1 protein-coding gene is annotated in these 1,222 nt (G+C 69.8%); it reads right to left on the bottom strand.

The genetic code is table 11. The annotated features are described in order from the left end of the window. Positions 1–58: 58 nt before the first annotated feature. Positions 59–1,072 (bottom strand): UDP-glucose 4-epimerase GalE, encoded by a 1,014-nt coding sequence (gene galE / locus DQW06_RS23000; protein WP_117199292.1) that lies wholly within the window; start codon positions 1,070–1,072, stop codon positions 59–61. Between the last annotated feature and the right edge of the window lie 150 nt (positions 1,073–1,222).

The raw sequence follows: 1,222 nt of genomic DNA, 5'->3' as shown, positions 1-1,222 counted from the left end.
ACCACACCTTCACCGACCGTCAGCGCGCGTCGGCCACAGGCCTCCTAGGAGGCGGGCCTCACCCCCGGTAGCCGTCGGGGTTGGCGCACTGCCAGGCCCACGCGTCGGAGCAGGCCCGCTCGACCGTCCTGGTGGCCTTCCACCCCAGCTCCTTCCACGCCAGGGACGGATCGGCGTAGCAGGTGGCGATGTCACCGGGACGCCGCGGCGCCACGACGTGGGGGACGGGCCGGCCGCTGGCCTCCTCGAAGGCGGCGATGGCCTCCAGGACCGAGGTCCCGCGACCGGTCCCCAGGTTGTACGCCCGCACCCCCGGGCGGTCCCACAGACGCTCCACCGCGGCCGAGTGACCACTGGCCAGGTCGCTGACGTGCAGGTAGTCACGGACCCCGGTGCCATCACAGGTGGCGTAGTCGTCGCCGAAGACGCTCAAGCGCTCCAGCTTGCCCGCGGCGACCTTGGCAATGTAAGGGAAGAGGTTGTTGGGGATGCCCTCGGGATCCTCCCCGATCAGTCCGCTCTCGTGTGCGCCGATCGGGTTGAAGTACCGCAGCAGGCTCACGTGCCAGTCCGGGCAGGCCCCGACCAGGTCGGTGAGGATCCGCTCACCGAAGAGCTTCGTGGCTCCGTAGGGGTTGGTGGCGGACAAGGGGTGATCCTCGGTCAGAGGCATCCACTGGGGGTCTCCGTAGACGGTCGCCGAGGAGCTGAACACCATGCGCCGCACCTGGTGCTCCTCCATCACTCGGCACACGGTGAGCAGGGCGTCGAGGTTGTTGGTGTAGTACCGCAGGGGCCGGGCGACCGACTCCCCCACCGCTTTGTAGGCCGCGAAGTGGATCACGGCGTCGATGCGGTGCTGGGTGAAGACCCGCCGCATCTCCTCCAGGTAGGTGCAGTCGACCCGGTGGAAGGGGACCTGGCGTCCCGTGATGCGGGCGACCCGCCGCACGGCCTCGGGGTGGGAGTTGGACAGGTCGTCGACGATGACGACGTCGTGGCCGCGCTGGAGGAGGTCGACCGCGGTATGGGAACCGATGTACCCGGCTCCGCCTGTGAGCAGGACTTTCACGCTGGACTCCAACCTTCTACGAAGCCGGGAGGCACCAAGGGCCGCGGTGAGAACGGCCCGGAACGCATCCGGCGTCCCTTACCTCCCGGCCCCCGGGTGCGGGCGGACGGGGGGAGGGGCCGCAAGGTGGAGCGCCCCACTGGACGAACG

Origin of the sequence: Nocardiopsis sp. TNDT3 (genome assembly GCF_003427465.1) — a bacterium.
GTDB lineage: Bacteria > Actinomycetota > Actinomycetes > Streptosporangiales > Streptosporangiaceae > Nocardiopsis > Nocardiopsis dassonvillei.
The sequence above is the reverse complement of the archived record's forward strand: the minus strand, read 5'-3'. Positions and strand labels throughout refer to the sequence as shown.